Raw genomic sequence first — 25097 nt, 5'->3', positions numbered from 1 at the left:
GAGATTTGAGTTATGAAAAAGAAGCCTGCCACCCTGCCGCGCGGTTATCGCACCTGCACCGCATCGCTTGCCGTTGCCGATGTTCCTGCGGCGCTGGCCTTTTACGAAAAAGCCTTTGACGCCAAGATTCAGGCCTATGACGCGGAAGAGGCCCCCGGCTTTGCCGCCATCAAGATCGGCAACTCGATGCTGTTCGTCACCGCTGGCTGGGGCGCGCATGTCCCCACCGTTCCCGGCACCGTCATCCCCGTTGGCCATCACATGTATGTTGAAGATGCGGATACAGCGCTGGCGACCGCTCTGGAAAATGGCGCAACCCTGATTGCTGACGCAAACGACACCTACTGGGGTGAACGTTGCGCGACCGTGGCCGATCCGTTCGGCCACATCTGGACGCTGGCGACGCGCACCGAGAACCTGAAATCCGAAGACATCAGCGAGCGCCGCAAAGCGCTGTTCCGCGCGATTCAGGATCAGGATGCCGAAGCCGTCGTCGAAACCGCAGAGCCCGTCGAAGAAACCGAGGCTGCTTGAGGCCGGACGAGGTTGGACAACGGACGGATCGTGAGGTACCGGAGTGGGTGTGTTCTTTAACAGGCTAATCATGAACGATGCACCCCTTCCCACTTTCACGATCCGCCAGAACGATCTGGCCATCCTCGCCGCCGAAAACCGGATTGGTGACTACCCGGTCGCCGTGCGCACCGCGCGCGAGGTGGTCAGCGGTGGTTTTGCCAACCAGTCGGCGCACCCCAACACCTGGACAGTCTATTTTCTGGTCGATGGCCAATGGGCGCTGGTGGAATCCACGCGTGGGCTGCGGCGGGAATGGTCCAGCCTGGACCGATTGGAGAAATGGCTGCGCAGTTGCGGCTTCCGATTCTTCTGGGTGCGTAACGATATCGACTTTGTCGAAACGCCCGGCGAAGAGCTTGCCGAGGACGAGGCCGGATAAATCAACTGCCCGCTGACAGCGGGCTTGCACTAATACGCGGTTTTATGTTCCGATGAAGAACGCCGGACCACCACGGCAGTCGCAATCGGCAAGAAAAAAGAGAAGAAACGAAAAATGACCCCCTTTGCGATAACCGGAATCCAGATGCATGTCGGCGCGCTGCAGTCGAATGTTGAGGCGATGCTGCATCGGATCGATGTTATGATGGCGCGGTTCCCCTGGACCCAGATGGCGCTGTTCAGCGAACTGGCCCCTTACGGCCCGCTCGACCGGTTTGCCCAGCCCTTCCCCAACGACGACCTGTCGCGCTTTCAGGATGCCGCGCGGCGCTATGGTATCTGGCTGATCCCCGGCTCGATGTTCGAAAAGCACGAAGACGGGCGGATTTTCAACACCTCGGTGGTGATCAATCCCGATGGTGAGATCGTCTCGAAATACTCGAAGATGTTCCCGTTCAAGCCGTATGAGCAGAGCATCGCGTCCGGAACGGAATTCTGCATCTTTGACGTGCCGGATGTGGGTCGGTTCGGTCTGTCGATCTGCTATGACATCTGGTTCCCCGAAACCACACGCCACCTGACCAGCCAAGGGGTCGAGGTTCTGCTGCACCCGGTTCTGACCGGCACGACCGACCGCGAGGCCGAGTTGTCGATTGCCAAGGCCACCGCCGCGCAGTTCCAGTGTTACGTATTCGACGTAAACGGGCTGGCTGCCGGTGGCGTGGGCCGTTCGGTGGTGGTCGATCCGTCGGCCACCGTGCTGCACCAGTCGGCCGGGCAAGAGGATATCTTCCCCATCGAGATTGACCTTGATCAGGTCCGCCGCCAGCGTGAAGTCGGGATGAAAGGTCTGGGTCAGGTCCTCAAAAGCTTCCGCGACCGCGAGGCGGATTTCCCGGTTTACGACCGGACCAGTGGGGCGGATGCTTATTTGCGTACGCTGGGCCCGCTGCGCATTCCGCAAAAAGGCGACATTGCGGGCGTCGCCGCGTCCGACCCCAGAACGGCGCTGGGATACACCGAAGCCGCCGCGTCAAAGCCCGACAATCTGTATCTCTACAAAGGGCGTTCAGGCACAGACTGATACCGGTGCAGCTTTTTGGTATCGGCAGAAAGGAAAATCTTCATGCACGGCATTTCCGATGGCGAAAAGCTCCATTCCATCTCGGATTACTACAGCGCCTCACAACTGAGGGCAGACCGATGGAGCGCGCTGCGAGAAACGGCCGAGTCGCTGGATCAGGGCGGTCGCGATAAAGACCGCGACCGCGCCCGGAATTTGCTGCAGGCGCTTGCGCCGATCGAGATGTATTTTGCCTTTCCCGGCGGATCGGCTTTCGACTATCTGCGCCGTTTGCTGGATCATGGTAACTTCGCTGATTTCTCGACCGCTGTGCGGCGGGTCTCGCGGGCACTGACCTCGGGGGCCTATCGCCGCCGCTCGATCCCTTTGATCGCGGATGAAACCGAAGGCGATGAATTCGAGGATGAGGCGGCGCAAAGCCATGAAGCCCGCGCGCTGGGGCGACCGTATTTCGAGGTGATGATCGTCGACAATGTCAACGAGCATCAGGAACGGTTCCTGCAATCCAGCCTGCAACGGATGCGCCGCAGCGAAGACCCGTTCATCTATGAGACGGTCGTGGTGCCCAGCGTCGAAGACGCGCTGATCGGGGTTCTGTTCAACCAGAACGTTCAGGCCGTCATTGTTCGCCCGGGCCTCAGTCTGAAATCCAAGAATGAAACCAACGTGTTGGGGCGCTATATCAGCCTTTATGGCGAAGGCGCTGATCTGGATGCGCTGTCGCCGTCCGAATACGGCCCCGAGACCTGCCGCCGGATCGGCATGTTGCGCCCGGAACTTGATGCTTACCTGATCACGGATCGATCGGCCGAGGATATCGCCGGGCTTGATCTGGGCCTGTGTCGGAGGGTGTTCTACAATCAGGAAGACTTTCTGGAACTGCACCTGAATATCCTGCGGGGTGTGCAGCGGCGCTACAAGACGCCATTCTTTACCGCACTCAAGGAATATTCCAAACAGCCCACCGGCGTATTCCACGCCATGCCGATCAGCCGCGGTAAATCGATCAGCCGCAGTCACTGGATTCAGGATATGGGGGCGTTCTACGGCTCGAACATCTTCATGGCCGAAACTTCGGCCACGTCTGGCGGGCTGGATTCACTGTTGGAACCGCGCGGCCCGATCAAAGAGGCGCAAGAGGCCGCCGCACGCGCCTTCGGTTCGAGGCAGACATTCTTTGCCACCAACGGCACCTCGACCTGCAACAAGATCGTGGTGCAGGCGCTGGTACGCCCCGGTGACATCGTGCTGGTCGACCGTGACTGCCACAAGTCGCACCATTACGGCATGGTGCTGGCCGGGGCGAGCGTGGTCTATATGGACAGCTATCCGCTGCATGATTACTCGATGTACGGCGCGGTGCCGATCCGCGAGATCAAGCACAAGCTGCTGGCCCTGAAGGCCGAAGGCAAGCTGGATCAGGTGCGTATGGTACTGCTGACCAACTGCACCTTTGACGGTATCGTCTACAACGTCCAACGCGTGATGCAGGAATGTCTGGCGATCAAGAAAGACCTTGTGTTTCTGTGGGATGAGGCCTGGTTCGGCTATGCCCGTTTCGCCCCCAACACCCGGGTGCGCACCGCCATGCGTTCCGCCAACCTGTTGCGTGAACAATTCCGTACCGCTGAGCACGCCGAAGCTTACGCCGCCCAGCAGGCCGAGTTGGAAGGCGCGGATGATGAGACATTGCTGAACACCCGCCTGATCGCGCCGCCGGACGCGCGGGTGCGGGTCTATGCCACGCAATCGACACACAAGACGCTGACCGCGCTGCGGCAGGGCTCGATGATCCACGTCAACGACCAGCAATTCAAAGGCGCGGTGGAAGAGGCCTTTCACGAGGCCTACATGACCCACACCTCCACCTCGCCCAATTACCAGATCATTGCGTCTCTGGATGTGGGCCGCAGGCAGGTCGAGATCGAAGGCTATGAGTTCGTCCAGCGACAAGTCGAAAGCGCCATGGCGATCCGTCGGGCGGTGACGACCCATCCATTGCTCAGGAAATACTTCCGGCTGGTCACCGCGGGCGACATGATCCCCGAGGAGTACCGCGAAAGCGGCATGACCAGCTATTTCGACCCGGATCAGGGCTGGGCAGACGTCTGGGATTGCTGGGCCAAGGACGAATTCGTTCTGGATGCCACCCGCATCACCCTGCATGTGGGCGCGACGGGCTGGGACGGGGATACGTTCAAGACCAAGATCCTGATGGATAAATACGGCATCCAGATCAACAAGACCTCGCGCAATACCGTGCTGTTCATGACCAATATCGGCACCACGCGCAGCTCGGTCGCCTATCTGATCGAGGTTCTGGTCGAGATCGCCAAGGAACTGGACGATCTGATGGACGACGCGTCCAAGATGGAAAAGCGCGCCTTCGAAAAACGCGTCAAAAACCTGAGTGAACACGTCCCACCGCTGCCTGATTTCAGCCGCTTCCACGACGCGTTCCGCTGTGTTGACGGCACCGAAGCCGGGGACATCCGCACCGCGTTCTTCCTGTCTTATGACGAGGATAATTGCGATTACGTGGAACCCGACAAGGACATGCTGGATCGGCTGGAGGCGGGCGAGGAAATGGTCTCGGCCACATTCGTGATCCCATATCCGCCGGGCTTTCCCATTCTGGTGCCGGGGCAGGTGATCAGCCCCGAAATTCTCAAATTCATGCAAGAGCTGGACGTGTCGGAAATCCACGGTTTCCGCGCCGACCTGGGCCTGCGCATTTTTACCGAAGACGCTTTGAAATCAGTCAAGAAAACATAAGGGACTGGGAGGACCATATGCCAAAGAAGGTGCTGAAGAACATCTCGGAAATCCGCCGGTATTTCCACACCAACAAGGACCCGATCTATTTCGTGTCGGCGACCAATTTCAACCTGTTGGGGCTGGATGAATGGGTGAAAAACTTCACCTATATCTGCTACATGGATTGCTTTGACGGGCGGCATCCAAACGTGTTTGTCCCTTCCGAGATGCCGCATGACGAATTTCAGTCGATCGAAGACATCAACAACTATTTGCTGCAGCACAAAGAGGTCATCGACCTGATCAAGCGGCGCGGCGGCAAGCCCAAGTTTGTGTTCCTGATGTTTGATGAAACGACCGAGAAGCTGGTCAAGGAACTGGGCGGTCAGCTGTGGTTCCCCAAGGCCAAGCTGCGCACGAAATGCGACAACAAGATCGAAACCGTTCGCATCGGCAACAAGGCCGGCGTGCCGTCGGTGCCCAACACCCTGAGCGTGGTCAAAAGCTATGATCACTTGCAGAAAATCTGTGACAAGGCCGGGCTGGGGCACGATCTGGTGTTGCAATCGGCCTTTGGAGACAGCGGCCACACCACCTTCTTCATCAAGTCCGAGGCTGACTTCAACAAGCACAAAGACGAGATCATCGGCGAAGGTGAGATCAAGATCATGAAGCGGATCGACTGTCGCGGCGCGGCGATCGAGGCTTGTGCAACCTCCGAGGGCACCATTGTGGGCCCGCTGATGACCGAGCTTGTGGGCTTCAAGGAACTCACCCCCTATCGCGGTGGCTGGTGCGGGAACGAAATCTTTTCGACCGCCTTCCCGCCCAAGGCCCGCGAACAAGCGCGTCAATTGACGTTCCAATTCGGTGAAGAGTTGCGCAAATCCGGCTATCGCGGCTATTTCGAGCTCGACTTCCTGATCGACAAGAAAACCGGAGAGATCTGGCTGGGTGAACTGAACCCGCGTATCACCGGGGCCAGTTCGATGACCAACCACGCGGCCTTTGCCCATGCGGACGCGCCATTGTTCCTGTTCCACCTGCTGGAATTCACGAAGAAACCGTTCGAGTTGGATGTTGAGGAACTCAACGCACGATGGGCCGACCCGGACATGATCGACAGCTGGTCGCAGATGGTGATCAAGCATACCGATGACAGCGTCGACCGCATCACGCAGGCGCCGCAATCGGGCATCTACAAGATGCTGGAAGATGGTCGCGTCGTGTTCGACCGCTTCGACTATCACCGCCGCGCGGTTGGCGAGAATGAGGCGTTCTTCCTGCGCATCTCGAATGTCGGCGATTACCGCTATGAAGGGGCGGATCTGGGCATTCTGGTGACGCGCGGGCGGTCGATGACCAAGGGGTTCAAGCTGACTGAAACCTCGAAGAAATGGATACACGGGATCACCTCGGCCTACGCAGCAGAGCCGCTGCCTGCGGCACAACCGATGGAAGACCCCGCCTTCAAAATCATGTAGAAAGCCCCATGGCGCTTGTTTTTCGCTCAATCGACGAGGAACAGCCCGGCCCCAAGCTGGCCGGGCTGTTTGCCGAATACTGGCCCGCCTACCGCAAATGGTGGGCGCAGGAGGGGTATTCGGCCCGCCCCACCTATCGCGAATGCCTGCGGGCGCTTGAACGGCACATGCCCGAGATTGTGCCGCTGTATGACGAGGTGGTCGAACTGGTCGGCGGCAGCGACAGTCAGGCGCGGTTCCTCAGCTTCTATTGCCCGCCGAAATACCTGTCGGGCTGCAGCCAGGCGATCTGGCGCGGCAAGACGCCGTTTCTGGTGCGCAATTATGATTATCACCCGAAAACCTTCGATGCAGCGATGCTGAAAACCCGCTGGGACGGGCGCGGTGTGATCGGGATGAGCGACGGCATTCTGGGCCTACTCGACGGGATAAATGATGCCGGTCTGACGGTGTCCCTGACCTTCGGCGGGCGGCGCGAGGTCGGAGACGGGTTCGGCGTGCCACTGATCCTGCGCTATGTGCTGCAGACCTGCGAGACCACAGCAGAGGCGGTCGATGCGCTCTGCCGCATCCCCTGCCACATGAGCTACAACGTCACCGTTCTGGACGCCAAATATAACCACAGCACGGTATATCTTGCCCCCGACCGCCACCCGCAAATCTCGGACGTGCCGGTGGCGACGAACCATCAGGGCCATGTGGAATGGTCCAAACATGCACGTTTCACCGCGACCGTTGAACGCGAACGTTTCCTGCTGAACCGCCTGAACCAGCATCCCGAAAGCGAAAAACGGTTCATTGATGCCTTCTTGCGCCCGCCGCTTTATTCCACCGCATTCAAGTCCGGCTTCGGCACGCTTTACACAGCCGTCTACCGGCCCGCCAAAAAGCAGCTGCAACTGTTTTGGCCCGGGTCATCATGGGAGCTGTCGCTGGGTGAGTTCACTGAAAGTGAAAGAGTCATTCTGCTTCCGGACGCCACTCCGCAAAGTGTTTAGCACGAAATCTGATTTTTGCGTTTCATCGGCACTTGGACTGAAGGTCTCTCGGGGTTGGAATGCGGTTCGAACACAGTCAGCACTCAGGTATGCGCTCTTGGACAGAGAATTCCGTGGGATTCTCGGGTTGGCGAAATCCTTTGTCCAGCAGACCCAGCTTCAATTCGACGGTGTTAAGACTGGGTCGACAGGCACCGCGCTGACCATTGATAAAAGACGCACCGATACGCGAAGCGGTCCCGAACTATTCTTGTTTCAGTTGGGCATGTTAATGGGGGCCAGAACTTCCTCCACGACAGTGGCAAAGTGGGCCGCGCCTACCGGCAGGACTCTATAGTTGAAATCAAAGCGTGGGTTGTGCAGTGGCACGACCGTCTCTCCAGGTTTGTTGGTGCCGATACAGGTAAAGCAACCCCGACGTGCTTGCGCCAGAAAAGCGAAATCCTCGCCACCCTTCGCCGGTGGACGTTTCATCATCACATTGTCCTCGCAACAACGGTGATGACGGCGTGCAAACCGAAATCAGTCGGTGTGCCTGCGTGAAACTGTGTGACCGAAATCACGTCACTTTCCAACGGATCAATGCGACGTGAGTGGATCGTCCGGAGCGACAAGGCAACCTGCGTCCCCGCAAGCAGCGGTCAACGGCGTGGCGCGGACGCGGCGTGCCCGCCCTTGCCCGTTACCTTGATTGAAAACCGACGTGTCTGAGACAGGTATTTAATCGCACCCAGCGGCGTAGCGGTATCTCCGTCATGGCCGCAGCCATGCATGACGCCGGGTACCGTCGAGGCCGATGGCGTCTCTCCCTGGCCTTCCTTTGGCAGCGCGTCCATGTCGGCCCGCAAGGCTACCGCGCGGTTGCCATCGCCGGCGCGCAGAGTTGCGACAATGCCGGTCTCGGTCAGACGTTCGAACGGGCTGCCCCATTCCGTCAGGCGCCGGGCGACGAAGTCCGAGGTTTCGAACTCCTTGTACGCAAGTTCGGGGTTGGCATGGAGACGCCGACGCCAGCTGGTCATCTCATTGGCAAAAGCCGGAATTTCGGCAGGAGGAGGCATAATAAAACCCCAAGCTTTGAAAAAGCTCCGCCCTTTGCCCGCGCTCAAAAGCAGAGGGCGGAGAATGTACCTGAGATCAATCGTCCTGAATGGCTGCAAGCGCCTTGTTCATCCGGGCTTTTCTGACCCGCATGATGATCGTGACCCCCGTCAGGATCAGGATTGTGAGCGAAATCGGACGTCGGAAGATGATCCAGAGGCCGTGCTTGGCGCGTCAGCCGAAGCTAATTGGCGTTGATAGCGGAGTTGCCGCCATGTCCGTTCAGCTCGAAGATGCTTCTGACGCCATAACGAATGAGGCCATCCACGATTTCTGAAACACCGCCGCAAATGCCTCGGCGGACAAGGCGATTCCCGCAGTCGTATTCTGAAAATGGGTAGTATGACCAAAGGGCAGCGCTGGCACGGTAACGCAACCTGTTTGCTCAGCCAGATGTTTTGCCAGCGCATCTTCCAGTCGGTAGTCTCCCATAGTTGTAAACAACCGAGCGGTTCGGTCGGACCGACCGGGATCAGAAAGGGCTTACCAGCCGCGAAGGCAGCGCATGCATTCAAACTAGTGGATGCCGCAAGCTCGGTCATTGCGCGGTCTCCACGGTTACGGCGTATTGCGCGACAGATCATCAGCTCCGGACAAAATGCCCAACGTGACTCCGGACTTCATGTTCGCTCGACGTTGGGTACTTGTGTTTACTTTCGCTACCGCCGTTTTGACGAGGTCTGCGGTTTCGGCGCGGGGTACGCAGATTATTGCGCTATCGTTCGCCATGATCAGATCGCCTGCATGGACCACTACACCACCGTAGCTCACTGGCAGGTTGAGGCTGCCAGAGGGTCCGGTCCGGCGTGTGGTGGTGGGTGAAACGCCATAGGACCACACCGGAAAATCGTGTTTGCGGATTTCGTCGGGATCACAAATCGGGCCATCGACAATGGCACCCGCTCATGAAACTGCGGAGCTCGGTGAAGGCGCAATTTTCCGAGCCAGATTCAATCGGTCCGAGATTGACACGCAGTCTGGACGTCATGAGGCAGAGGTCGAAGTCGCGAAACTGGCTGATGGCCCCATCAGTTGCAGACGTGGGCTATATCCGGTCGGACAGTAGGACCTTGGCCAATGTGCCCTTCTGAAGTGCAAAGATGTGCTCATCATCGTGGCAAGCATCCGCCGCCAGCTATGTGAACCGGCATTCGTGGAACGCCTTGGGCTCAACATTGCTGACTTCAACACCATCGTCGTCAGGTCCCGCGGCCATTTCAGGGCCGGATTCGACGAGTTTTTCACGCCGGACCGTGGTGTCGAAATCGACGGCCCGGGCCTGACCTCACCCGAGTTGTCCAGAATAGACTTCAAAAAGACCCCACGCCCGATCCATCCGATTGATCCGAGTGTCGAGTGGTCGGCGCAATCAATCGGTTTTGTCACTGGTGAGAGGAAAAGATTGGCAGGGTTGATCTTTTGCATCCGAGTTTCGCTTGCCCTGCAAAATTGATGAACTCTTTTCTCCACGGACACTTCACACAGAAAAAACAGCCCGTTCTTGGAAGCGCCCTAGAGCAAATCTTGTCAACATCGTATGTGACGAGCGATCGACTATCCCGCCCGCTCTGACACCCCGGCCCACCAGGAATCGCAAATTCCGGGCGTCAAACGTGCCGCGAGACCTATACCGATGAGTTCGGTTTGCACCGGTTGGGAAATCTCACTAACCGCCAGTTCTGACCCGACGGTTTGAATCAGGAACCCGGCACCATGCTTGCCGCGAACGTGGCCTTTCAAACGATAAAGCGATTCCGGTCGACAGTTCAGTACGTGTAACAGTTCCGCTTGCTCAAAGGACTTAGGCCCACTGAATGACCATTTTACATAGGCCGGATGCGTGATTTCGGTTTCGTCTGCAAGGTCTTGTCCTGTCAGCAGAAGCTGCTCGATCCCAATTTGGTCGCTTGCCATAACTTGCGCATCAGGTTTCAAAACCGACAATTCGGTGCGAAGGTCAGCGCTTAACGGCGATTTGCTAACAGCAATCATCTGAGCGCAGGCGATCTGATGTTTGTACTGTGTCGCGATCAGCGGATCGCGGCTCAGAGCTTTGAATTGAAGGCCATCCACAACCGTGACGATTCCAGCATGTATCAGATCGGGCTCAGCATGAGCGACGTTTGCGATACGGGCAGGATCAGCAATGCCGCTGGCTTCGATAATCATGTGGTCTGGTCGGGGGCACCGATCCAAAACATCGCCGACGGCAAGGAACAGGTCCGCGCCCATGGTGCAGCACACGCAACCATTGGACAGCTCCAATGTGTCTTCCGTGGCCGAGACCAGCAATTTGGCGTCAATGTTGATGGCGCCAAAGTCGTTCACCAAAACCAGAATACGCAACCCATGGTTCGATCCCAGAATCCGGTTTATCAGGGTCGTTTTCCCAGCGCCAAGATATCCGCCGATCACTGTCAGAGGCAAAAGGTTCATAGGCGATGAACCTCGCCGCCCAGAACAGTGCCCAGAACCTGGATATCTTTCAACTCGCTCGGATGTACAGCCAAAGGATCATCCTTCAGGATTGCAAAATCTGCGCGTTTTCCCGTTTGAATCGAGCCGATCTCGTTATCCATTTTCAAGGTTTGCGCGGCCCCTAGCGTGATTGCATAAAGCGCTTCTTCAACGGTGACGCGCTGTGTCGGACCCAAAGTTTCTCCGCTCATGGTCTGACGGTTGACAGCGCACCATGCGGTGAACAGAGGACCCATCGGCGTGACCGGCGCGTCAGAGTGAATTGCGGTGACAACCCCTGCATCCAGACAGTCCCGCACGGCGTCCATCGCGCGGGCCCGATCCGGACCAATGGTCAACGCGGCATGCTGATCGCCGAAATACCAGATATGGTTGGCGAAGATGTTGCACGCGACACCCAGTTCGGCAGCACGGCGAAACATGGCCTCATCCATCATCTGACAGTGTTGCAGCACATGGCGCGCGCCGGGCCATGGGTATTTGCGCGCGGTGGCTTCCAAGGCGTCAAGCGTCACCTCCGCGGCCTCGTCCCCGTTCACATGGATATGCATTTGCAACCCGCGCTTTTGCATCTCTTCGCAAAGCTGGAAGATCTGGTCGGGGGCGGTGTTCCACAATCCGTTTGGCTGGCCGCCGATGTAACCGGGCGCACGCACGCGCGCTGTCCAGCCTTGTATCGAACCATCGGTCATCAGCTTGACCGCACCCAAGCGCAACTTGTCAGTCGAGCGTTTGCGCATCGCAATCGCCTGATCCGCGATATCAACCGGAGCGCCCCCCATTGCACCCAACGCAGGGACCAGACGGGCAGGAAACGAGGCGCTATTGGTCGCGGCAATCAGGCGGGTGACGTCGTCTTCCGTGAGGGTGGCAAACAGATCCGTAACGGTGGTTACACCCGCGCGTTTGCACACCTCTCCATAGGATCGAATGGCTGCATCCGTTTGCGTCAGCGCGCGAAAATCGATGCCCGTGCGCCGCATGATCGGGAACATGGCGGCCATCTCCTGCAGCTCGCCGGTTGGCTGCCCGTCCGCGCCCTTGATCACGCCCTCAACATTTGTCTCCGCGCTGTATCCGGCCAGGGCCAAAGCCGCGCTGTTCGCACAGAGCAGATGAAAATTCGAGAACAGGATCGCGATAGGTCGGTCTGTGCTGACCTGATCCAGATGATGCCGGCTCAAGCGCTCAGTCGTCAGAAAGATCGGATCAAAGCCCCACCCCACCAATGGCGCATCCGGCGGCAGACTCGCCTCGAATGCCCTCAGACGTTCGATCACCTGCTCAATGTCGGTCATGCCCTGGTGCAGGTGCCCTTGCGGGTCGATCCTGTCGTGGTAACCACAATAAGCATAGTCCCACATCGCACCGGCCATCATATGCGCGTGGCCTTCAACAAATCCGGGCATCACTACAGCGTCGGTCAGATCGATATGAGCGTCAGCCCCGCCCCACGGTTCCGCGCAATCGGAGCCTCCAACAGCCAAAACGCGCCCGTCCCGTACCGCGACATGGGTCGCATGGGGAAGGTTGCGGTCCATCGTCACGACCGATTTCGCATGAAAAAGGAGCGTTTCGCCCATATGCCTCTCCTGCCGTTTCCAAACAGCTATCCAAGCTTGGTGGCTTGGAAAAATAGAATTAGTATCAGAGTATCATACAAAAAATACAGGATAGGCCGTGCGCTTTACCCTCAAACAGCTTCAGTATTTCGACGCGGCTTTGCGTACCGGATCAATCGCCCGTGCATCGGTCGAGATGAATATTTCGCAGTCTTCGATCACCGCCGCCATTGATATGATCGAAAGCACCACCCAGACCGAACTGCTCCGGCGTATGCCCGCCAAGGGTATCGTCCCGACCGATAAGGGCATCGAAATCGGCGCGCGCATCCGGGTGTTTCTGGAACAAGCGCGCATCTTCGAATCCGATCTTTTGACCCTGACGGGCGATCCGGCAGGAACTTTGCGGCTGGGTTGTTACGCCCCCACGGCACCTTACGTATTGCCACCGATCCTGAAACGCATCTCGCACGACTTCCCGAATATCCGCGTCGAGATCAAAGAGGGCGATATGCTCAGCATTGCCGAGATGCTCAATAGCGGCGTTGTCGATCTGGCCCTGACATATCGCCGTGCAGCGCCCAAAGCCCAACCCTTTTTGCCGATGTTCAAGGCTGCACCCATAGCGATGATCCCGGATGTTTCGCATCTTGCCCAAAAGGCGCAGGTCACGCTGTCCGATCTGGCCGACTTACCGATGATCCTTTTGGACCTGCCCGGCGCTCCGGACTATTTCGAGGCACTTTTTACCGCAGAGGGGCTGCGGCCCCGCGTCGCCCACACCACCAAAAGCTCATCGGTGCTGCGCGGAATGGTTGCTGCAGATCTCGGCTATGCCATTCTCAACATCTGCGGTCCGCTGGATCGCAAGGGGCAGAACGGATATGTGGCAAGACCGATCTCAGGGGATCAGGACGCCCCGTTTTATGGGGTCGCATATACGGGCGCAGGCAAACGGTCGGCCCTTGTGCGCAAAGTGCTGGAAACCTGCAAGGAAATCTCGGATCGGGGTGGGTTTGACCATTTGTTGACCTCACCCGCGATGCCTGCGGCGCAATAACCCAAAAAATGTTAGAATACCCTAAGAAAACAATTGTTTTCTGCATCAATAAGGTTTGGTTAGCGTCTGCCTGACCCACTCACGGGACTGCAGGGCCTGAAAACCTTGTGCTTGTCCGGATTCGGTGCGCTGGGATTTGCAGAATTCAACCGACCCGTACTAGGCTTGCGGAAACACGATAAAACCGGGGCAGCGCACGGCACGATCAGACAACAAGAACGCACCAACAAGGAGGACTTCATGAAAATTTTGAATTTGAAAACCGCGACAGCGTCAGTGCTGGCATTCGCGATAAGCGCAACAACCGCACTGGCCGCCGATATTACGATGAATGTAGGCTTTGGCGCACCCGAAGAGTCTCTGTACGGTCGGTTTGGCAAGATTTTTCAGGAAAAAGTGGCCGAGCACACGGACGGCGCGATCGAAGTCAAGCTGCGCTGCTGCAACCAGATTTCCAGCGAAGATGAAGCGTTCAAGGCCATGCAGCTGGGCACGGTGGACGGGTTCTTTATCACCGCCAACAACGTCTCTCCCCATTGGCCGCTGATGGATGTGACGGTCCTGCCCTACATCTTCCAGAACGCCGAGCATTTGGACCGGGTGCTGAATGGTGACGTTGGCCAGCAGATGAAAGACCAATTGCAGGCCGACACCAGCGTGCATCTGCTGGCCTTTGGTCCGGCGCTGTATCGCGATTTCTACAACTCGGTGCGCCCGGTGAACACGATGGCCGACATGGAAGGTTTGAAAATCCGCGTGCCGAAAAACGAGGTGATGATCGCCACATTCGAAGCCTTTGGCGCAAACCCCGTGCCGCTGGCGTGGTCGGAAACTCCCACGGCGCTGCAGACCGGAACGGTCGATGGTGGCGACAACGGCACCTCCTTCATCCGCGACATGAAGTTCTTTGAGTTCGAGCCGCATCTGGTCATCCTCGAACATTTCGTGGCCTTCGCGCCTCTGTTCGCGTCGGACAACTTCATGAAGAAGTTGAATGACGAACAGCGCGCTCAGATTCTGGCTGCCGCTGAAGCGGCAGGTGCCGAATTTGCCGCTCAGGTCGCGAGCGAGACCGAAGAGGTTCGCGCATGGCTGGTCGAAGAAGGCGGCATGGCGCGTACCGATCCGGACCGCACAGACTTTATTGCCGCCGCCCAAGGCGTGCAGCAGGAGTTCGCGGAAAAACGCGGCGAGGATTTCATCACGCTGGTGAACGCCATTCAGGCTGCGGCCCAATAAACAAACCGGGCGCCACAAGGCGCCCTTTTTCGGCCCGGCAATCGGACGAGGGACAATCATGGCTGCACTCAAGTGGCTCGAACGGCATTTCGAGGAACTGATTTGCTGCACCTGTCTGGCGGTGATCGCCGTGGCGGTTTTTGCGCAGGTGGTGGCGCGCTATGTGTTTCAGGTTGCCTTGCACTGGACCGAGGAAACCGCCGCCATGTGCATGGTCTGGGCGGTTTACATGGGCGCATCGCTCTGTGTGCGCGAGCGGTTTCACATCCGCATCATGGTGGCCGTGCAGGCGCTGCCAACCGGCTTTGGCAAGATCGTCATTTTCATCGCCGACATCTTCTGGGCCTTCTTCTGCCTGTTCATGCTGCGGATCAGCTGGGATTATCTGGCCGTCTTCTGGCGCTTTCCTGAAACCAGCCCCAGCCTGGGCATCAACCAGTTCTACCCGCAAACCATTCTGGTGATCGGCTACGCGCTGATGCTGATCCGTCTGGCACAAACCTATGTCAACTGGTGGCGTGACGGGCGAAACGGCCTGCCGGGTATGCTGGCCGAGGAATGGGAAGCGACCACCAAGGATCAGGAGCATCAGATATGAGTGCTCTGATGGCTCTCGCCATCGCCTTTGTCCTGCTGACGGTCATTGGCGTGCCGCTGTTTGTCTCGGTCGGTCTGACAACGGCGCTGGCGCTGTATCTGATTGATATCCCCTACACGCTGATGGCGCAGACCGGCTATGGCAGCCTGACGCCCTTTCCCCTGCTGACCATTCCGCTGTTCGTGCTGGCTGGGCGATTGATGGAGGTGGGCGGCATGGCCACCCGCATGATCTCAATCGCGACCAACCTTGTGGGGGCCTATCGCGGGTCAATGGGATTGGTGACGGTGTTCGCCTGCATGTTGTTTGCCGCGCTCTCAGGCTCGGGCCCTGCCACCACGGCGGCGATTGGGTCGGTCACGGTTCCGGCCATGAAACGCGAAGGCTATGACGTGCCCTTCGCCGCCGCCATTACTGCCAGCGCGGGCGCATTGGGCAGTCTTATCCCACCTTCGAACCTGCTGATTATCTACGGGCTGGTCTCGGAAACCTCGATCCCGCGCCTGTTTCTGGCGGGGCTGATCCCGGGACTGATGGTCACGATCCTGCTGATGATCACCACTTACATCGTCGCCCGTCGGCGCGGGTACGGAGGCGACGGCGAGCGGTTCTCATGGGGTCCTTTCCTGCGTGCGGCGTGGGACGGCAAATGGTCCATCGGCGCGCCGGTTCTGATCCTTGGCGGCATCTACGGCGGGGCCTTCACCCCAACCGAGGCCGCAGGTGTGGCCGTGTTCTATTCGCTGTTCGTGGGTTTCTTCATTTACCGCGAACTGACGATCAAAAAGCTGATCGAGGCGCTGCGGTTTACCTCTCTGCTGACTGGCATCCTGATCCTGCTGACACCCACGCTGGCCTTCGGACAACTGACCGCGTTCTATGACGTGCCAACGGCCGTGCAAGACGGCATAACCTCGATCACCGAGAACAAATTCCTCGTGCTGTTGCTGATCGGCGTGTTCTACATCTTCATCGGCACATTCATGGAGTCACTGGCCCAAATCGTCCTGTTCACCGCCGTGTTCCTGCCGCTGGTCAGCTCTCTGGGCGTTGATCCGGTGATGTTCGGCATCTTCACCGTCATCACCTGCGAGATCGGGTTCCTGACGCCGCCCTTAGGTGCAAACCTCACCGTTGCGGCCCGGATATCCGGCATCTCGATAGAACGCATATCCGTCGCGGTGCTACCGTTCATTCTGGCCTATGTCATCGGTATGGTGATCCTGATATTCTTCCCCGACCTCACCACCTTCCTGCCCGACTGGCTATACGGAGAAGCGAAATAGGAGGCGCCCCATGTTCGATCTTGTTTTGAAAGGCGGCACCATCGTCGATGGCACGGGACAGGACGGCTATGTGGGCGACGTGGCGGTCACAGGTGAACAAATCGCCGCCGTGGTTCCTGCCGGAGAGCTTCCGGCGCAAAAGGCTGCGCAAGAGATCGACGTCTCGGGTCTGGTGGTGGCTCCGGGGTTCATCGACATGCACACCCATTCCGATTTCACCCTGATCGCGGATGGGCGCGCGGAAAGCCAGGTGCATCAGGGCGTGACAACCGAGGTGATCGGCCAATGCGGCATCAGCTGCGCGCCGGTCAACACGCCCGGTGACATCAGCCGCGTCGCGCCTTGGTACACCGATCAGGCCAAGCATGACACATGGCTGGGCTTCGGTGACTACCTGGACGTGCTGGACGCCACGGATCTGGGGGTGAACGTGATGGCCTTTGTCGGCCACGGCACAGTGCATCGCGCGGTTCTGGGCGATCAGTTGCACCCGGGTGAGGCCGAGGAGGTTGCCGAAATGGCGCGTCTGGTCGATCAGTGCATGGACGAAGGCGCGGGCGGCTTTTCCTCGGGTCTGGAATACTTCCCCGGCAGCCTTGCTGCGCCCGAGCATCTGGTGCCGATGTGCGAGGTTGCGGCCAAGTACAAACGCCTCTACGCCACCCATGTGCGCAACCGCGATACGCATTACGATCTGGGTTTTGCCGAAGCCATCGCCACCGCACGCCAATCTGGTGCCAAGCTGCAGATCAGCCATATCCAACCCAAATTCGGCGCGCCGGATTACGCGATGGATCATACGCTTGAGATGATCGAACTGGCGCGTCGCCACGACGTAGACATCGCGTTTGATGTCATCCCGCATGACTGGAACCACACGCTGATGGCCGCGATCCTGCCGAAATGGGCACAGGCGGGATCGGTCGATGATGTGCTGAAACGGCTGGCCGATCCTGAGTGCCGTGAAAAGATCAAGGCCAACCCTCAACCCATGTGGCTGATCGTCAAGGCCGAGAAATGGTCAGACATCATCCTGCTGAACGCCACCGTCAACAAGGACATCGTTGGCACCGACTTTGCCGAGATCGGGCGGATGCGCAACTGCCATCCCTATGATGCGGTGCTGGATATCCTGCTGGAGGAAGGCGAGAACTTGATGGCCTGCATGTGGTCCTCCAGATCCTTCCGCAACTCGGATGTGGAACTGTGTCTGGACCAACCGGAATGTGCCGTTATTTCTGACACGGTCGCAATCGCAAATGAGGGCATTCTGAAAGACCACATCGGCTCTTTGTCGGGCTATGGTTGGGCAGCTCGGTTCTTGCAATTCTATGTGCGCGACAAAGCCGTGCTCACGCTCGAACAAGGTGTGGCCAAGCTGACCTCGATACCGGCCCAGCGGCTGGGCCTAAAAAACCGCGGGTATCTGGCCAAAGGACAAAAGGCTGACATTTGCGTGTTCGACCAGACCAACATCGCCAGCAACGCAACGGCTAGGAACCCAAGAAAGTATGCATCTGGTATCGCTCATGTTCTTGTAAATGGACAAATGGCGATGAGGAACGGTCGGCGAACGTCTAACAACTCAGGTCAGGTTTTGCGTGATTTCAGCGTAACATCGTAATCCTGCTCACCAGGTGATGTGGTCATGGTCACGCCAATGAGATTACATCCGCTGCCGGCCAGCCCTCTATCCGGGCTCCAAGCGGCGGTCAGCCCGTCTCCGATTATGTGGCATGGAGGGACAGGCTTAAGGCTCAGGCACTGTGCCGCAAACACGGGATCCGTGATGCCACGTTCTAACAATACAAGGCGAAGTTTAGCGGCATGAACGTGTCGGATGCGAAGACGTTGCGTGCGCAGGAATGAGGCACAAGCGCCAATGGTTCGAACGCCGCGCCGAATGGGCACAACCGTCTGAAACGGATGTTGGCGGAAGCCATGCTGAATAACGCCGCACTCAAGGTTCTTGCGACAAAAAACTATTGGCGCCCGATGTCAAAAATCGAGCTGTGTCGGGTGTTATGGATCGACACGGCCTGTCTGAACGTCCCTTGCCCGACAACACATGCAAAGCATGTGTGAGAGGGGGCGTGTGAGCAGCGCGAAGGTGATGGAAGAGATCAAGGTCACCGACATTCTGACCAAGGACGGAACTGTCACGGGCGTTATCACCAATCAGGGCACAATTAATGCCGAGATCGTGGTGAATTGCGGTGGCCAGTGGGCGTGACAATTGGGCAAGATGTGCGGTGTCAATGTGCAGCTACACTCGGCTGACGGTATTACGTCGTGACCGAGCAGATTGAGGGCGTGCATCCCGCCCTGCCCGTTCTGCATGTCCCTGACGGCTATATCTATTTCAAAGAAGAAACTGGTGGTCCGGTCATGGGTGGCTTTGAGCCGAACGCCAACGGGTGAATTACTTTGCACCGAAAGCGAAAAGCCCGAAATCCAGTACAGCTTTGGCCGCCGGAACTGGCACGATGCGGTGGCTGCCGAACACAAGAACACGCGCGAGGGCGTGTCGGTTTTCGACCAAAGCTCATTCGCCAAGCTGCTGGTGCAGGGCCGTGATGCATGCGCGCAGTTGAACCGCATCTGTGCGGCGAATGTGGACGTGTCGGTGGGGCAGACGGCCAATACCGGGTTGTTGAACGAACGCGGTGGGTATGAGCCCGACCTGACTGTGCTGCGCCTTGAAAAAGGCTCGGCGCCTGGAGCCGCGAACTGACGCCGCTTAAGGCTGGGCTGAGTTTTGCGATGGATTTCGATAAGCCCGACGGCTTCATGGGCCAGGCGGCGCTGCTGGCGGCGAAAGACGATCCCGATCACCTGAAAACCCGCATCGTGCAACTGGTGCTGGACGATGACGCAGCTCAGCTTTGGGGCGGCGAGGCTGTTCTATGCAACGGCCGCGAGATTGGAGAGGTCCGCTCGGCCGCTTTTGGTCACACGCTTGGCCCGACGGCAACCTTGTGTCAGGTGGACGCACCCGAGCGTGTGACGGAGGATTTTAACCGCAACAATTCGTTCGAGATCGACATTGCGGGCACGAGATATGCCGCAAACGCCCACTTACGCACGCCCTATGATGCCAAGAGGAGCGGCGAAAAGCCGACGGATAAACACGGGTGCCGGATCAGCAAAACTGAAAGGACAAACGTGTTCATGCGGTGCCAAAAATCATACTCAAATAGACAGATCCTTCGCAGAGCTGTGAACGCTGAAGCTTTCAGACTTACCAAGTGAATAGGCGATTTGAGTAATCCGTCGAAAGAACGCTCAGATCGATCCCGCTTCGACCATATAGTTGTTCGCCGAACACATGGCTGCGTCGTCCGATGCAAGGAAGACCACCATGCGGGCCACATAGACCGGGTCTATCAAGTCAGGCAGACACTGACGCGCGCGGTGGTTCTCCAACGCGTCCGGTGTTGCCCAAAGCGTTTTCTGACGTTCGGTCATGATCCAGCCCGGAACGACGGTGTTGACACGGATGCGGTGTTGCCCAAGGTCGCGTGCCATCGTGCGGGTCAGGCCGTGAACGGCGGCCTTGGCTGTTGTGTAGGCGGGGAAACCGCCTCCGGCCTCCCACCAGGAATTGGACCCCATATTGATGATCGAGCCTCCGCCCCCTTCGATCATGGCCGGGGCCACCGCCTGAATGGCGAAGAACATGTGCCGCAGGTTCGTATTCGCCCGATCATCCCAATACTCCGGGGTAACATCGGTCCAGTCGTGCCGATCGTCGCGGGCAGCGTTGTTGACCAGAACCTGTGCCGGACCGATTTTGTCTGCCAGCTTTGTAAAACGATCGCGGAGTTCATCAATGTCGCGCAGGTCGCAAATTTCAAATTGCACCGCTCCGCCGACAGTATCGACCAGGTTTTTGCTGGCTTGCTCGTCCATATCGACAAAGCCCACCTGACAGCCCTGCGCGGCAAATGCAGAAACGATCTCAGCGCCGATGCCAGACGCACCGCCGGTTACAAAGACGGTTTTATTCGCAAGGCTGGGATAGGTCGCGAAATTCGGATTTTGGGGGCTGACCATGGCGTAGATATCCTTCCAGAGGGCTGAATGATTAATTGTGGGTTTCAGATAACCTGTTTCAGACGGCGCCGCATAGGGGCCTTGTCGGGGCTGACACCTGTCAAAAGCTCGATACCATACCGCCCCTGTTCGATCAGCATATCCAATCCCTCGATTGTCTGGCATCCGGCGGAATTTGCGCGTTTCAACAACGGCTTTTTGGGCGGGTTGGGCACCACATCGATCACCAGCGCGGATGCGGGAAAGCTGTCAAAATCCAACGGCACAACCGCGTCGGGGTTCGGGTAAATGCCAATCGAGGTCGCGTTGACGAAGACGTCGCAATCGCCCGGTAACCGGATTTGACCCCCCAAGGGTTCAACGAGGTCGGGAATCCATTCGTTTGCGCCAGCAACTCATCGGATTGAAGCAACTCCAACAGCGCTTCTCCGCGTGCCCTATCGCGGTTCACTACTGTGAGATGTCGGATACCCGCCAGCACCAGTTCGACTGCTATGGCGCTAGCCGCGCCCCCTGCCCCAAGCATGACGACGTTCAACCCCTTAGTGGATTGAACACCCTCCAGTGCCCGCACCAGCCCGCGCCCGTCCGTGTTTTCGCCGATCAACGAGGCGGACGGAACGATCTCGTCCGGATGATCTATCACAGCGATTTTTTGCGGCATGGTGCAGTTGAACCCGGCAAAGCCGATGGCACGAAGTCCCTGAACCGCCGCTTCCAGACCGTCCTCAGCGACTTCCAGCGTGAGATAGCGCCAAGCCAAGCCGCGGTGATCAGACGCCGCGTGCACCATGGGTTCGCTGGGATTGTCCCAAACCGGCTTACCCATGACGCTCACCAGATCTGTCTTGAATTTCATGATGTTCTACGCCTGTCCGTCCGGGGCAATCAGTTGCTGCGGCTTCGTGATTTGATGTAGGTGTCGAAGGCTACGGCGGCCACGATGATGATGCCAATCACGATCTGCTGCCAAAAGGGTTTGACGTTCAGCATGACTAGGCCATTGAGAAGCACGCCGATCAGCAACGCGCTGGCTGCGGTTCCCAGAACAGACCCGATGCCGCCAAACAGGCTGATGCCGCCAATGACGACCGAGGCGATAACGCGAAGTTCAAAGCCGACGCCTGCCACGGCTTCGGCGGAATTCAGGCGGGCAGACAGAACAAACCCTGCCAGCCCGGCGCAGTATCCGGTGATCGTGTAGACACTTGCAATCACGAATTTGACGTTGATGCCCGACAGTGGCGCAGCCTCGGGGTTGGCCCCTACAGCGTAAATGCTGCGGCCATAACGGGTGTAGTTCAGGACGTACCATGCCAGAGCTGTTCCGCAGACAAACAGGACTACCGGAACAGGGACATGCCGCCAAGAATCACGACAAACGCCGGCACATTGAACACCGTTGTGGTGACGCCCTGCAAAAGCCCGGCCATTGTCCCCACAAGTACGGCCGCCGCAAAGGCCCAGAACCACCAGATCGCCTCTTGTTCCCCGCGGCCCAGAGAAAAAGACTCGGTCTGCCCCCCGTCGCCAGCGCCGCACCGACGATACCCGCCGCCGCAAAGGTGGAGCCGACGGACAGGTCAATGCCAGCCTAAATTTGGCCTTTTGCATACAAAAGTGGTTTTTCAAGTTAAGTGTGGTTTGGCTGAGGCGCTTTCCGGTTCAATGTACACGAAGATCAGGGGCAGATTGTCTGACGCGATTGCGACCAGCCGAATTCCCGATGGAACCTGTCTGACCGAGTCAATCGTGGCCGATCATTTTGAAGTCAGCCGTCAGACCGCGCGGAACGCGTTGCATGAACTTCGTGTCCTCGGTCAGGTTCGCGTGCGGCCAGGGAAACGCGGGTTTTTTATTGCGGGTCCCCAAGCTGCGTCCAAGCCAGAGATACCTGAAACAGACCAGAAGCATCCCCTTTCGAACATAAAAAAGCGGAAACGCGACACCAAGTTGATGGAGCGTTATGACACTATAAAATCCGAGTTGCTGGCAGCTGCAAGTACCGGCGAATTCAGGATTGTACCCTCTAACCTGACCGAACAGCATCAAATAAGCAGAACCGTTCTGAATGACATTCAGTTTCGCCTGATCGCAGACAATATTGTGCGGTTGGAAGGGCAAAGATGGATTCTGAACCGGTTCGACAAAGAGACATTTGGCGAGCAATTCGCCGTTCGTAAACTCTTGGAACCGTATGCCTTAAATGAAGGATTCGATCGCATCGACAGGTCCTTTGTTCAAGACCGCCTCGAACGGGTCGCTACAGCAAGCGCGCAGACCGAACACTATTCATCCCACCAACTGGAAGCGGACCTTCATGATCGGGTACTTTCATTTTGCGGCAACAAATTTCTTATGGCCATGCTGCGCAAATGCAGATTGGTTCACATTTTTAACAGCTATTATTACCCTCGGTACCATCCAGAGACCCTCTTTGCCAAAGAGCATCAGATAATTTTACAAGCGATCTTATCTGGTCATCGGGAAGCGGCCTGTACTGCGCTCGTCGATCATCTTGAAATATCCCAACAAACCACAATGGAACGTCTGAGCCGTTTTTCCGCAGATAACGCAGATGCAGATTTAAGTTATCTCAAACCAGTCTGAAACCAAGGCGAACCAGCGGGGGTGGCTCCATCTCGCGACGATCCTGAACGACATCAACCGTTTGCTGTTGGCGCAGCGGTGATGATTGAAAAGTGCCGCTTTTTGCGTAATTCCAAGCCACAAATAAAGCTCGTACATATAGACCGCGACGCAATATCTAAGGCACTGGTCGTGCCGAGGCTTTGACTCGCTTGCCCCGGCTCACAAGGCTTGGCGAAAACGTGATTTTGCTTGCTTCTGCAGATCGTCCAACCTTTCGCCGGATGCTACGCAAGGTCGTTTTGCGAAAACAACGATGTTCAGGCGCGCTCTTGCTCCGACAATAGGTAGGTTTATGGAGACAGTTGATATGAAAGCTTCGTTGATGATGCGCAAAAGCAGTGCATTTGGGTGCCTTCTGTTGTTGGCGTCGTTTCTGAAACTGACCGTTGTGTACTCGGAGCCGTTGCAAGCGCAAACGGCAAAGCAGTTGCCTGAATACGTGATAGAAGAGTTTGGCCACCCACCAGATCTTCCGACTGACCCGCTGAGCACCGCAATGCAATTTGCGCTTCGGGTTGCGTTCGTTGACAGTGTTGCACTCTCGACATGGGGTGAAAACCAAAGGCTGGCACTGGCCGAAGTCGCATCATCCGGTGACCCTCGGTTGGCGTGGATCATCAGCGATTTGATGCGATTTGTACCCTCGCAGCAATTAAACGCTGAATTGACAAATGCCGCCGCTACGCTGTTGGGTAAAGAGATCGGGCTTGAAAACAGCTGGGGTGTTGTCACCGACCACCTTATTGCCTGGGACATTCCGGAACCGCCCGACTATCTTTCCTTCAAACGGTCGATTTTCACCAGTATCGTTCCTGGATGGGAACCTATTTTTGCCGAAGGCGATGTAGATTGGAGGATGGTGTCCTGGGGAGGGGTGCTGATCGATGACCGTCCTTATGACAAAACCGATGACGGGTGCAATTGTATCCCTGCCGCTGACAACCCTCAGACCAGCAGTGCTGAAGATGCAACCTGGTTGAAAGACGACGACATCGTTTTTGGCATTTCCATAAACGGCGAACATAGGGCGTATCCACGCCGTATCATGGAAGTCCGCGAGATGGTGAACGACACTCTGGGTGGTCGTGACCTTGGCATTCCGTATTGTACTTTGTGCGGGGCCGCGCAGGCCTATTTTACCGACGGTTTGCCTGAAGGGATCGAGCGTCCGATTTTGCGGACTTCGGGGTTGCTTAACCGGTCCAACAAAGTGATGTACGACCTGAACACCTACTCTGTGTTTGACACGTTTTTGGGCCATGCTGTTACCGGACCCTTGTCCGAGAAAGGTCTGCAGCTCGATCAAGCTACAGTGGTCACTACGGATTGGGGCACGTGGAAACAGGAATATCCGGATACCACGGTGTTGCTTGAGCGTTATGCGCTGGGTCGCGATCCGGATTTCCGCAACGGTCGAGACGCAAACGGCCCCATCTTTCCGATCGGCGATGTCGACCCACGTTTGCCGGTTCATGAAGATATCATTGGTGTTGTTACGGCTTCGGGCAAACCCGTTGCGTTTCAAAGAAGCGCCGCGCTTTTGGCTTTGAAACGCGGCGACGAGATCGTTGTCGAAAACGTTCAGCTGGAACTTGTCGCCGGCGGGATAAGAGCCGTGGGCCAGGACGGGTCGGACCTTGGCAGCCACCAAGCGTTTTGGTTTGCCTGGTCTCAATTCCATCCCGATACAGAGTTGTGGCAACACTGAAAGGTGTTCTGGTCAGCCTTCTGAGATGCGGTCATCTTCAACCGGGGCATGTGTTATTCAGGGGTTCGCAGTCCACGAAC

At 57.5% G+C, this 25097-nt stretch carries 27 protein-coding genes and 1 pseudogene; 18 read left to right on the top strand and 10 right to left on the bottom strand.

Annotated features, from left to right (window positions below; translation table 11 throughout):
* Positions 1-12 precede the first annotated feature (12 nt).
* From ACRZ9X_RS11060 to ACRZ9X_RS11035, 6 genes are all read left to right on the top strand, one after another.
* Positions 13-534: a VOC family protein gene (locus tag ACRZ9X_RS11060; RefSeq protein ID WP_480518734.1), complete on the top strand. Its 522-nt coding sequence runs from the start codon at positions 13-15 to the stop codon at positions 532-534.
* A gap of 70 nt (positions 535-604) precedes the next feature.
* Positions 605-955 (top strand): hypothetical protein, encoded by a 351-nt coding sequence (locus tag ACRZ9X_RS11055; protein WP_480518732.1) that lies wholly within the window; start codon positions 605-607, stop codon positions 953-955.
* Between the two features lie 114 nt (positions 956-1069).
* A complete protein-coding gene (locus ACRZ9X_RS11050) occupies positions 1070-2038 on the top strand; it encodes a carbon-nitrogen hydrolase family protein (protein ID WP_480518730.1) in 969 nt (322 codons plus the stop codon).
* A gap of 42 nt (positions 2039-2080) precedes the next feature.
* Positions 2081-4813 carry an aminotransferase class I/II-fold pyridoxal phosphate-dependent enzyme gene (locus tag ACRZ9X_RS11045; RefSeq protein ID WP_480518728.1) on the top strand — a complete coding sequence of 911 codons (2733 nt, stop codon included), beginning with the start codon at positions 2081-2083 and terminating at the stop codon, positions 4811-4813.
* A 17-nt stretch (positions 4814-4830) separates the two neighbouring features.
* Positions 4831-6279, top strand: coding sequence for a biotin carboxylase (locus tag ACRZ9X_RS11040; RefSeq protein WP_480518726.1), 1449 nt, complete (start codon positions 4831-4833; stop codon positions 6277-6279).
* An 8-nt stretch (positions 6280-6287) separates the two neighbouring features.
* Positions 6288-7277 carry a C45 family autoproteolytic acyltransferase/hydolase gene (locus ACRZ9X_RS11035; protein ID WP_480518725.1) on the top strand — a complete coding sequence of 330 codons (990 nt, stop codon included), beginning with the start codon at positions 6288-6290 and terminating at the stop codon, positions 7275-7277.
* A gap of 255 nt (positions 7278-7532) precedes the next feature.
* Here the strand turns inward: ACRZ9X_RS11035 and ACRZ9X_RS11030 are convergent, their stop codons facing one another.
* From ACRZ9X_RS11030 to ACRZ9X_RS11015, 4 genes are all read right to left on the bottom strand, one after another.
* Entirely contained in the window at positions 7533-7754 is a 222-nt protein-coding gene (locus tag ACRZ9X_RS11030) for a hypothetical protein (RefSeq protein WP_480518723.1), read from the bottom strand.
* 164 nt (positions 7755-7918) lie between these two features.
* A complete protein-coding gene (locus ACRZ9X_RS11025; protein WP_480518721.1) occupies positions 7919-8338 on the bottom strand; it encodes a M20/M25/M40 family metallo-hydrolase in 420 nt (139 codons plus the stop codon).
* Positions 8339-8600: 262 nt separating this feature from the next.
* The gene (locus tag ACRZ9X_RS11020) at positions 8601-8810 is read right to left on the bottom strand and encodes a hypothetical protein (protein ID WP_480518719.1); all 210 of its coding nucleotides are present in this window, start codon (positions 8808-8810) and stop codon (positions 8601-8603) included.
* 126 nt (positions 8811-8936) lie between these two features.
* Positions 8937-9272, bottom strand: coding sequence for an RraA family protein (locus ACRZ9X_RS11015; RefSeq protein ID WP_480519100.1), 336 nt, complete (start codon positions 9270-9272; stop codon positions 8937-8939).
* A gap of 187 nt (positions 9273-9459) precedes the next feature.
* On the opposite strand from ACRZ9X_RS11015, the pseudogene ACRZ9X_RS11010 reads away from it, so the two are divergent.
* Positions 9460-9831, top strand: a pseudogene (locus tag ACRZ9X_RS11010) (MlrC C-terminal domain-containing protein); the annotation flags it as partial.
* A gap of 101 nt (positions 9832-9932) precedes the next feature.
* Here the strand turns inward: ACRZ9X_RS11010 and ACRZ9X_RS11005 are convergent.
* Both ACRZ9X_RS11005 and ACRZ9X_RS11000 read right to left on the bottom strand, forming a co-directional pair.
* Positions 9933-10814 (bottom strand): CobW family GTP-binding protein, encoded by an 882-nt coding sequence (locus ACRZ9X_RS11005; protein ID WP_480518717.1) that lies wholly within the window; start codon positions 10812-10814, stop codon positions 9933-9935.
* The gene (locus ACRZ9X_RS11000) at positions 10811-12439 is read right to left on the bottom strand and encodes an amidohydrolase (RefSeq protein WP_480518715.1); all 1629 of its coding nucleotides are present in this window, start codon (positions 12437-12439) and stop codon (positions 10811-10813) included. Before ACRZ9X_RS11000 ends, ACRZ9X_RS11005 begins: the two co-directional genes overlap by 4 nt.
* A 97-nt stretch (positions 12440-12536) precedes the next feature.
* On the opposite strand from ACRZ9X_RS11000, the gene ACRZ9X_RS10995 reads away from it, so the two are divergent.
* From ACRZ9X_RS10995 to ACRZ9X_RS10955, 9 genes are all read left to right on the top strand, one after another.
* Positions 12537-13478, top strand: coding sequence for a LysR substrate-binding domain-containing protein (locus ACRZ9X_RS10995; RefSeq protein ID WP_480518714.1), 942 nt, complete (start codon positions 12537-12539; stop codon positions 13476-13478).
* A 240-nt stretch (positions 13479-13718) separates the two neighbouring features.
* Positions 13719-14717 carry a TRAP transporter substrate-binding protein gene (locus tag ACRZ9X_RS10990; protein ID WP_480518712.1) on the top strand — a complete coding sequence of 333 codons (999 nt, stop codon included), beginning with the start codon at positions 13719-13721 and terminating at the stop codon, positions 14715-14717.
* Between the two features lie 58 nt (positions 14718-14775).
* Positions 14776-15315 (top strand): TRAP transporter small permease, encoded by a 540-nt coding sequence (locus ACRZ9X_RS10985; RefSeq protein WP_480518710.1) that lies wholly within the window; start codon positions 14776-14778, stop codon positions 15313-15315.
* Positions 15312-16601: a TRAP transporter large permease gene (locus ACRZ9X_RS10980; protein WP_480518708.1), complete on the top strand. Its 1290-nt coding sequence runs from the start codon at positions 15312-15314 to the stop codon at positions 16599-16601. The genes ACRZ9X_RS10985 and ACRZ9X_RS10980 overlap by 4 nt, the downstream gene beginning before the upstream one ends.
* Before the next feature lie 10 nt (positions 16602-16611).
* Positions 16612-18225: an N-acyl-D-amino-acid deacylase family protein gene (locus tag ACRZ9X_RS10975; RefSeq protein ID WP_480518706.1), complete on the top strand. Its 1614-nt coding sequence runs from the start codon at positions 16612-16614 to the stop codon at positions 18223-18225.
* Between the two features lie 471 nt (positions 18226-18696).
* Complete coding sequence (locus ACRZ9X_RS10970; RefSeq protein ID WP_480518704.1) at positions 18697-18834, top strand: hypothetical protein; 138 nt, start codon at positions 18697-18699, stop codon at positions 18832-18834.
* A gap of 59 nt (positions 18835-18893) precedes the next feature.
* The gene (locus tag ACRZ9X_RS10965; protein WP_480518702.1) at positions 18894-19022 is read left to right on the top strand and encodes a hypothetical protein; all 129 of its coding nucleotides are present in this window, start codon (positions 18894-18896) and stop codon (positions 19020-19022) included.
* Positions 19000-19335 (top strand): hypothetical protein, encoded by a 336-nt coding sequence (locus ACRZ9X_RS10960; RefSeq protein WP_480518700.1) that lies wholly within the window; start codon positions 19000-19002, stop codon positions 19333-19335. Before ACRZ9X_RS10965 ends, ACRZ9X_RS10960 begins: the two co-directional genes overlap by 23 nt.
* 29 nt (positions 19336-19364) lie before the next feature.
* Positions 19365-19853 (top strand): glycine cleavage T C-terminal barrel domain-containing protein, encoded by a 489-nt coding sequence (locus ACRZ9X_RS10955; RefSeq protein WP_480518698.1) that lies wholly within the window; start codon positions 19365-19367, stop codon positions 19851-19853.
* Between the two features lie 33 nt (positions 19854-19886).
* On the opposite strand, the gene ACRZ9X_RS10950 is transcribed toward ACRZ9X_RS10955, so the two are convergent.
* Genes ACRZ9X_RS10950 through ACRZ9X_RS10935 form a run of 4 tightly spaced genes read right to left on the bottom strand, consistent with a single transcriptional unit; the run spans position 19887 to position 22130 of the window.
* Positions 19887-20657 carry an SDR family NAD(P)-dependent oxidoreductase gene (locus tag ACRZ9X_RS10950; RefSeq protein WP_480518696.1) on the bottom strand — a complete coding sequence of 257 codons (771 nt, stop codon included), beginning with the start codon at positions 20655-20657 and terminating at the stop codon, positions 19887-19889.
* 44 nt (positions 20658-20701) lie between these two features.
* On the bottom strand, positions 20702-20917 hold the full coding sequence (locus tag ACRZ9X_RS10945) for a hypothetical protein (protein WP_480518694.1): 216 nt from the start codon (positions 20915-20917) through the stop codon (positions 20702-20704).
* Positions 20881-21516, bottom strand: a complete 636-nt coding sequence (locus ACRZ9X_RS10940) for a shikimate dehydrogenase family protein (RefSeq protein WP_480518692.1) — start codon at positions 21514-21516, stop codon at positions 20881-20883. The genes ACRZ9X_RS10945 and ACRZ9X_RS10940 overlap by 37 nt, the downstream gene beginning before the upstream one ends.
* Before the next feature lie 29 nt (positions 21517-21545).
* Positions 21546-22130 (bottom strand): ABC transporter permease, encoded by a 585-nt coding sequence (locus ACRZ9X_RS10935; protein WP_480518690.1) that lies wholly within the window; start codon positions 22128-22130, stop codon positions 21546-21548.
* Between ACRZ9X_RS10935 and ACRZ9X_RS10930 the strand changes: the two genes are divergently transcribed.
* On the top strand, positions 22017-23267 hold the full coding sequence (locus ACRZ9X_RS10930) for a GntR family transcriptional regulator (protein ID WP_480518688.1): 1251 nt from the start codon (positions 22017-22019) through the stop codon (positions 23265-23267). The two genes, ACRZ9X_RS10935 and ACRZ9X_RS10930, sit on opposite strands and share 114 nt — an antisense overlap.
* Positions 23268-23616: 349 nt before the next feature.
* Positions 23617-25017 (top strand): DUF3179 domain-containing (seleno)protein, encoded by a 1401-nt coding sequence (locus ACRZ9X_RS10925; RefSeq protein ID WP_480518686.1) that lies wholly within the window; start codon positions 23617-23619, stop codon positions 25015-25017.
* Positions 25018-25097 lie beyond the last annotated feature (80 nt).

This window comes from Ruegeria sp. AL1 (assembly GCF_056540905.1).
The sequence above is the reverse complement of the archived record's forward strand: the minus strand, read 5'-3'. Positions and strand labels throughout refer to the sequence as shown.

Excerpts from the sequence above, each read along its gene's own strand:
- ACRZ9X_RS11060 (WP_480518734.1), top strand. The coding sequence starts at position 13 with ATGAAAAAGAAGCCTGCCACCCTGCCGCGCGGTTATCGCACCTGCACC.
- ACRZ9X_RS11055 (WP_480518732.1), top strand. The coding sequence starts at position 605 with ATGAACGATGCACCCCTTCCCACTTTCACGATCCGCCAGAACGATCTG.
- ACRZ9X_RS11050 (WP_480518730.1), top strand. The coding sequence starts at position 1,070 with ATGACCCCCTTTGCGATAACCGGAATCCAGATGCATGTCGGCGCGCTG.
- ACRZ9X_RS11045 (WP_480518728.1), top strand. The coding sequence starts at position 2,081 with ATGCACGGCATTTCCGATGGCGAAAAGCTCCATTCCATCTCGGATTAC.
- ACRZ9X_RS11040 (WP_480518726.1), top strand. The coding sequence starts at position 4,831 with ATGCCAAAGAAGGTGCTGAAGAACATCTCGGAAATCCGCCGGTATTTC.
- ACRZ9X_RS11035 (WP_480518725.1), top strand. The coding sequence starts at position 6,288 with ATGGCGCTTGTTTTTCGCTCAATCGACGAGGAACAGCCCGGCCCCAAG.
- ACRZ9X_RS11030 (WP_480518723.1), bottom strand. The coding sequence starts at position 7,754 with ATGATGAAACGTCCACCGGCGAAGGGTGGCGAGGATTTCGCTTTTCTG.
- ACRZ9X_RS11025 (WP_480518721.1), bottom strand. The coding sequence starts at position 8,338 with ATGCCTCCTCCTGCCGAAATTCCGGCTTTTGCCAATGAGATGACCAGC.
- ACRZ9X_RS11020 (WP_480518719.1), bottom strand. The coding sequence starts at position 8,810 with ATGGGAGACTACCGACTGGAAGATGCGCTGGCAAAACATCTGGCTGAG.
- ACRZ9X_RS11005 (WP_480518717.1), bottom strand. The coding sequence starts at position 10,814 with ATGAACCTTTTGCCTCTGACAGTGATCGGCGGATATCTTGGCGCTGGG.
- ACRZ9X_RS11000 (WP_480518715.1), bottom strand. The coding sequence starts at position 12,439 with ATGGGCGAAACGCTCCTTTTTCATGCGAAATCGGTCGTGACGATGGAC.
- ACRZ9X_RS10990 (WP_480518712.1), top strand. The coding sequence starts at position 13,719 with ATGAAAATTTTGAATTTGAAAACCGCGACAGCGTCAGTGCTGGCATTC.
- ACRZ9X_RS10985 (WP_480518710.1), top strand. The coding sequence starts at position 14,776 with ATGGCTGCACTCAAGTGGCTCGAACGGCATTTCGAGGAACTGATTTGC.
- ACRZ9X_RS10980 (WP_480518708.1), top strand. The coding sequence starts at position 15,312 with ATGAGTGCTCTGATGGCTCTCGCCATCGCCTTTGTCCTGCTGACGGTC.
- ACRZ9X_RS10975 (WP_480518706.1), top strand. The coding sequence starts at position 16,612 with ATGTTCGATCTTGTTTTGAAAGGCGGCACCATCGTCGATGGCACGGGA.
- ACRZ9X_RS10955 (WP_480518698.1), top strand. The coding sequence starts at position 19,365 with ATGGATTTCGATAAGCCCGACGGCTTCATGGGCCAGGCGGCGCTGCTG.
- ACRZ9X_RS10950 (WP_480518696.1), bottom strand. The coding sequence starts at position 20,657 with ATGGTCAGCCCCCAAAATCCGAATTTCGCGACCTATCCCAGCCTTGCG.
- ACRZ9X_RS10940 (WP_480518692.1), bottom strand. The coding sequence starts at position 21,516 with ATGAAATTCAAGACAGATCTGGTGAGCGTCATGGGTAAGCCGGTTTGG.
- ACRZ9X_RS10930 (WP_480518688.1), top strand. The coding sequence starts at position 22,017 with ATGCCGCCAAGAATCACGACAAACGCCGGCACATTGAACACCGTTGTG.
- ACRZ9X_RS10925 (WP_480518686.1), top strand. The coding sequence starts at position 23,617 with ATGAAAGCTTCGTTGATGATGCGCAAAAGCAGTGCATTTGGGTGCCTT.